Raw genomic sequence first — 5674 nt, 5'->3', positions numbered from 1 at the left:
TCTCCCCGGCCCATTCCCCCATCGCCACGGAAACGAGTCTGGCCCCACCGCTCACGCAGTGGGGCCAGAACCCAACATCTTCATCAGCCTTCTAGGGCTCGGCTCGCCTCCGGGGCGCCTCGTGCCGGTGCCGACGCTCGTCGCTCCGGCACTCCCTCCTTCGTCGGTCGATGGTCGCTCCTCGCTTTCGGCACCGGCGCGCCCCTTCGGCTCGCTCGCGGGGGTGCTCGGGTGGGCGGCATCGGTGCGCGTGTGCTGTTCGCTCGCGGGGCCGCGCCCCGGGTCGGGCCGGCGGTTCCGGGTCGGGCTTCGGCCGGCGGGGTGATTTGCCGATACGTACGACCGGATGTCACCTCGGCCGGAGCGGGTCGCCGAACTACGCTTCGCAGACGGGGCGTCCGCTGCGGGCCGCCTCCGGGAGTGCGGGCGAGGTCGGGAGTGGCACGGGTGGCTAGGAAGACGGTGACGATGGAGGCCGGGGCCGGCGCGTCCGCCGAGCGCGTTCCCGGGCTGGACCGGCTGCCGGCCGGCCCCGCCCTGTTCGTGGGCCGGCGCACCGAGCTGGCCGCGCTCCGGGCCGCCGCCGCGCGCCCGGCGGAGGGCCGCAGCACCGTCCTGGTGCTGGCCGGCCGGCCCGGTTCGGGCCGGACCGCGCTGGCCGTGCGGTTCGCCGTCACCGTGGCCGCCCAGTACCCCGACGGCGTGCTCTTCGCCCGGCTGTCCGCCCCCGACGGCGGCCGGGTGCCGCCCGCGCGGGTCGCCCGCCGGCTCATGGAACAGCTCGGCGTGGACACCGCCGGCGTCCCGCTGCCCGGTGCCGTCGAGGACGGCCGGGACGATCCGGCCTGCGTGGCGCTGCGCGCGGCGCTGGCCGGGCGGCGGGCCCTGCTGCTGCTGGACGACGTCCGGGACGCCGGGCAGCTGTGGCCGCTGCTCGCGGACGAGCCGGGCTGCCTGGTGCTCGCCACCACCGCCGGACCGCTCACCGGCATCGAGGACATCGACCCGGTCATCCTCGGCGGGCTGGACCGTCCGGCGGCCCTCGAACTGCTCGGCGACCTGGTCGGGGGGACCAGGATCGGCTGCGACCCGGTCGGCGGGGCGGACCTGGCGGAGGCCTGCGGCTCCCAGCCGGCGGCGCTGCGGCTGATGGCGGGGCGGCTGCGCGGCACTCCCGAGCTGGCGGTGACGGAGGCGGCGAAGGAACTGGTGCGGGCCGTCGCCGAGGCCTCCGCGCCGCGGGCCGTCGCCGAGGCCTCCGCCGCCGCTGCCACGGCCACTGCCGGGGCCGGGGCGGAGGCGAAGGCGGGCAAGCCCGTCGAGGAGGCGAAGCCCGCGCCGGCCGCGCGGCCCGCGAACGCGGTGCCGGCGAAGAAGAAGAGGAAGGGGAGCGGCCCGGCCGCCCCGAAGGCGGAGGCCCCGAAGGCCACCGGGCCGGAGCCCGTCGCGGCGCCCCCGGCCGAGCCGGCCCGCGACCCGGCCGCCTGGGTGCGGCCCGCACCGGAGCCCGCCGAGCCCGTCCCGGTGCCGGACAACGACCCGCTGGTCGGCGCCTTCACCCTCGCCTACGCGGGCCTGTCCGCCGCGCAGGCGCGGATGCTGCGCGCGCTCACCCTGGCCCCCGCCCAGTGCGCGGACCTGCGCACCGCCTCCGCGCTGGTCGGCTGCCCGGCCCCGGAGGCCGCCGGGACGCTGGCCGCGCTCGCCGAGCGGGAGCTGCTCACCGAGGAGCCGCCGGCCCCCGACGGCACCGCCCGCTACCGCGTCCCCGGCCGGCTGCACCCCCGGCTGGTGCGGCTGCGCGAGCGGGACGACCGGCCCGCCGAGATCGAGCTGGCCCGGGCCCGGCTGCTGGAGCGGCTGGTCCGGCTCGCCGAGTCCGCCCGGGCGCTGCTGGACCCCGCCGCCGGCCCCGGACCGGACCCGCTGCCCGGCCCGCTGCGGCTGAGGTCCGCCGCGCACGCCCGGCAGTGGCTGCTGGGCGAGCGCGACCTGCTGCTCGGCGCGGTCGCCGACGCGATCGGCCAGGGCGACCTCGACGGCTCGGCCGGCCGGCTGGTCACCGCGCTGCTGCGGGCGCTGCCGCTGACCGGCGCCGCCGCCCCGGCCGACCTCTTCCAGCTGCACGAGCTGGTGCTGACCGTGGCCGAGCGGCACGGCCGCCCGCGCCGGGCCTCCGCCGCGCTGCTCAACCTGGGGGACCTCCAGGCCGCCGCCGGCCGCTGGGAACCGGCCCTGGGCCGCTACCGGGCCGCCCTGGAGCACGCCCGGGGCGCCGACGACGAGGCGCTCTGTGCCCGCGCGCTGGAGGGCGCGGCGGGCTGCCACCGGGCGCTCGGGGACGCGGTGCGCGCCGCCGACTGGTACGGCCGGGCGCTGGGCCTGCGGCAGTCGATGGGGGACCACGCCGCCGAGGCCCGGCTGCTGGCCCGGGTCGCCGAGGCGCACACCGCCCAGCGCCGCTTCGAGGAGGCCGAGCGGGAGTACCGGGCGTCCCTCGCGGTGCTGCGCCGGATCGGCGACGAGCGCGGCCGGGAGGCCGTCGGCGGCGCCCTCGCGGACCTGCGGGAACGCGTCCTGGCCGGGTGGTAGCGGGCGTTTCGGGAGTATTGTCGAAGATGCCCGGACGGTGCCCTTTGGCAGGAAGATCACGCGGGAAGCCTACGAACCTGCCAATGTCTCCGGCAGATTTATTCACTTTGGAAGGCTGACAGGCCGCCTGGGCTTCATTACACTCGAACTCAGTCGCGCAGCGATCCGTGCCCCGGTGTCTTCCGGAGGCTTCCCCCCGTGCGCGTCGCCCGCCGGTCTTCTCCGGTAGGGACCCCCATGGCAAGAGGACGTGTTTAGCCGTGAAGGTCGGCATCCCCCGCGAGGTCAAGAACCACGAGTACCGCGTGGCCATCACGCCTGCCGGTGTGCATGAGCTGGTCCGCAACGGACACGAGGTCTACATCGAGGACAACGCCGGTGTCGGCTCCTCGATCCCGAACGAGGAGTACGTGGCCGCCGGTGCCACCATCCTCCCCACCGCCGACGAGGTGTGGGCCACCGCGGACCTGGTGCTGAAGGTCAAGGAGCCCATCGCGGAGGAGTACCACCGCCTGCGCAAGGGCCAGACCCTCTTCACCTACCTCCACCTGGCGGCCGACCGGCCCGGCACCGACGCGCTGCTCGCCTCCGGCACCACCGCCATCGCGTACGAGACCGTGCAGCTCGCCAACGGCGCCCTGCCGCTGCTCGCCCCGATGTCCGAGGTCGCGGGCCGCCTGGCCCCGCAGGTCGGCTCGTACCACCTGATGCGTCCGGCCGGCGGCCGCGGCACCCTGCCCGGCGGCGTGCCCGGCACCCACCCGGCCAAGGCCGTCGTCATCGGCGGCGGCGTCTCCGGCTGGCACGCGGCCACCATCGCCATCGGCATGGGCTACGACGTGACCCTGCTGGACCGCGACATCAACAAGCTGCGCGAGGCCGACAAGATCTTCGGTACGAAGATCAAGGCCATCATGTCCAACGCCTTCGAGCTGGAGAAGGCCGTCGTCGAGGCCGACCTGGTCATCGGCGCCGTGCTGATCCCGGGCGCCAAGGCCCCGAAGCTCGTCACCAACGAGCTGGTCTCCCGCATGAAGCCGGGCTCCGTGCTCGTCGACATCGCCATCGACCAGGGCGGCTGCTTCGAGGACTCGCACGCCACCACGCACGCCGACCCGACCTTCAAGGTCCACAACTCGGTCTTCTACTGCGTGGCCAACATGCCGGGCGCCGTCCCGAACACCTCCACCTACGCGCTGACCAACGCGACGCTGCCGTACGTCGTCGAGCTGGCCAACCGCGGTTGGAAGGAGGCGCTGCGCCGCGACGCCGCGCTGGCCAAGGGCCTGAACGTGCACGAGGGCCAGATCACCTTCGCCGCCGTCGCCGAGGCCTTCGGCCTGGAGTCGGTCTCCCTGGAGTCCGTGCTCGCCTGAGTGTGACGTGCGTTGCCCCCGGCCCGGTTTCCTCCGGGCCGGGGGCTTCGCCGTGCCCGTGCACGGGGGGTCACCGAGGGCGCCCGGCCGCCGTGTGAACGAGGGGTGAATCCGGTGATGACATCGGGGGCGGAGGGTGCGGGTCGCTCTGTCGTCAATTTCCGTCGGTCGTATCACCCGACCCCGGAAAGCCCGGAGTCAGGGCGCCTCGGATCCCTTGACAGAGGGTCGCCCGATCGTCGACACATCCTGCCCACTACCGTGGATTGTGTTGCTGCGAACGCCTTGAACGGCCTAGAGTCGCAAACCGTCGGCATGCTGCCACGCTGACGAATCGACATAGAGTCCTGGATGCCCAAGGAGGTAAGACGACTTGTGAATGAGTCGACATTTGCTCCCGGGGGTGGTCAGCCAGGACTGGCGGCGCACACCGCCGGCCAGCCGAGTGAGGAGTCCGGGGCCAGGCAGCCCTCCGTGGGCTCGGCCGAGGTCGGCTCGGTCGCTCTCCGTACTTTCGAAGCACGCCAGAACACAGCACAGGTGACCACGGTGACCGACTACGACGCCGAACTGCCGGCCCACGGCCTGGCCTACGGCGAGTTCGCCTACGGCGCCTACGACGACCCCGACGCCGAGTACGAGCCGGACCCGGAGTACGCGGCCACGCTCGCCCCCGACGCCGCCCGCCAGCGCCGCGAGCGGATCGGCCCCACCGGGCGCCCCCAGCCCTACTTCCCGATCCCCGCGCCGGTGGCCGAGCACGGCCCCGCGCAGATCATCGCGATGTGCAACCAGAAGGGCGGCGTCGGCAAGACCACGTCGACCATCAACCTGGGCGCGGCGCTCGCCGAGTACGGCCGCCGCGTGCTGCTCGTCGACTTCGACCCCCAGGGTGCCCTCTCCGTCGGCCTCGGCGTCAACCCGATGGAACTCGACGTCACCGTCTACAACCTGCTGATGGAGCGCGGGCTGACGGCCGACGAGGTGCTGCTCAAGACCGCCGTGCCCGGCATGGACCTGCTGCCGTCCAACATCGACCTCTCCGCCGCCGAGGTGCAGCTGGTCAGCGAGGTCGCCCGGGAGTCCGCGCTGGCGCGCGCCCTGAAGCCGCTGCTGCCCGACTACGACTACGTCATCATCGACTGCCAGCCCTCGCTGGGCCTGCTGACGGTCAACGCGCTGACGGCCGCTCACAGCGTCATCGTGCCGCTGGAGTGCGAGTTCTTCGCGCTGCGCGGCGTCGCGCTGCTCACCGAGACCATCGAGAAGGTCTGCGAGCGGCTCAACCCCGAGCTGCGGCTGGACGGCATCCTCGCCACCATGTACGACTCGCGCACCGTGCACAGCCGCGAGGTGCTGGCGCGCGTCGTCGAGGCGTTCGGCGACCACGTCTTCCACACCGTCATCGGGCGGACCGTGCGCTTCCCGGAGACCACCGTCGCCGGCGAACCGATCACGACGTACGCGACCAATTCGGTCGGCGCCGCCGCCTACCGCCAGCTCGCCAGGGAGGTGCTCGACCGGTGCCGCCCCGCCGAGTGAGTCTCCCGGGTGCCGACGAGCTGTTCCGGACCACCGGCGGGATGGCGCTGTCGCCGTCCCTCGCGTCGCGTCCGGCCGCCGAGGCGCCCAGACCGGAGACCGCGCGGGCGGTCAACGGCGTCGGTGAGGCGGACGACGCCGAGGGCACCGACGTCACCGGCGGT

3 protein-coding genes are annotated in these 5674 nt (G+C 74.3%); all 3 read left to right on the top strand.

The genetic code is table 11. The features are described 5' to 3' along the window. Positions 1–447: 447 nt before the first annotated feature. Positions 448–2592: a hypothetical protein gene (locus tag ACFXAM_RS37550; RefSeq protein ID WP_380298297.1), complete on the top strand. Its 2145-nt coding sequence runs from the start codon at positions 448–450 to the stop codon at positions 2590–2592. Positions 2593–2852: 260 nt separating this feature from the next. After that, positions 2853–3968 carry an alanine dehydrogenase gene (gene ald, locus ACFXAM_RS37545; protein WP_380298295.1) on the top strand — a complete coding sequence of 372 codons (1116 nt, stop codon included), beginning with the start codon at positions 2853–2855 and terminating at the stop codon, positions 3966–3968. 474 nt (positions 3969–4442) lie between these two features. Next, positions 4443–5510, top strand: a complete 1068-nt coding sequence (locus tag ACFXAM_RS37540) for a ParA family protein (RefSeq protein ID WP_376090262.1) — start codon at positions 4443–4445, stop codon at positions 5508–5510. Positions 5511–5674: the final 164 nt, after the last annotated feature.

Source organism: Kitasatospora sp. NPDC059462, from assembly GCF_042749955.1.
In the GTDB taxonomy this organism is placed as follows: domain Bacteria; phylum Actinomycetota; class Actinomycetes; order Streptomycetales; family Streptomycetaceae; genus Kitasatospora.
The sequence above is the reverse complement of the archived record's forward strand: the minus strand, read 5'-3'. Positions and strand labels throughout refer to the sequence as shown.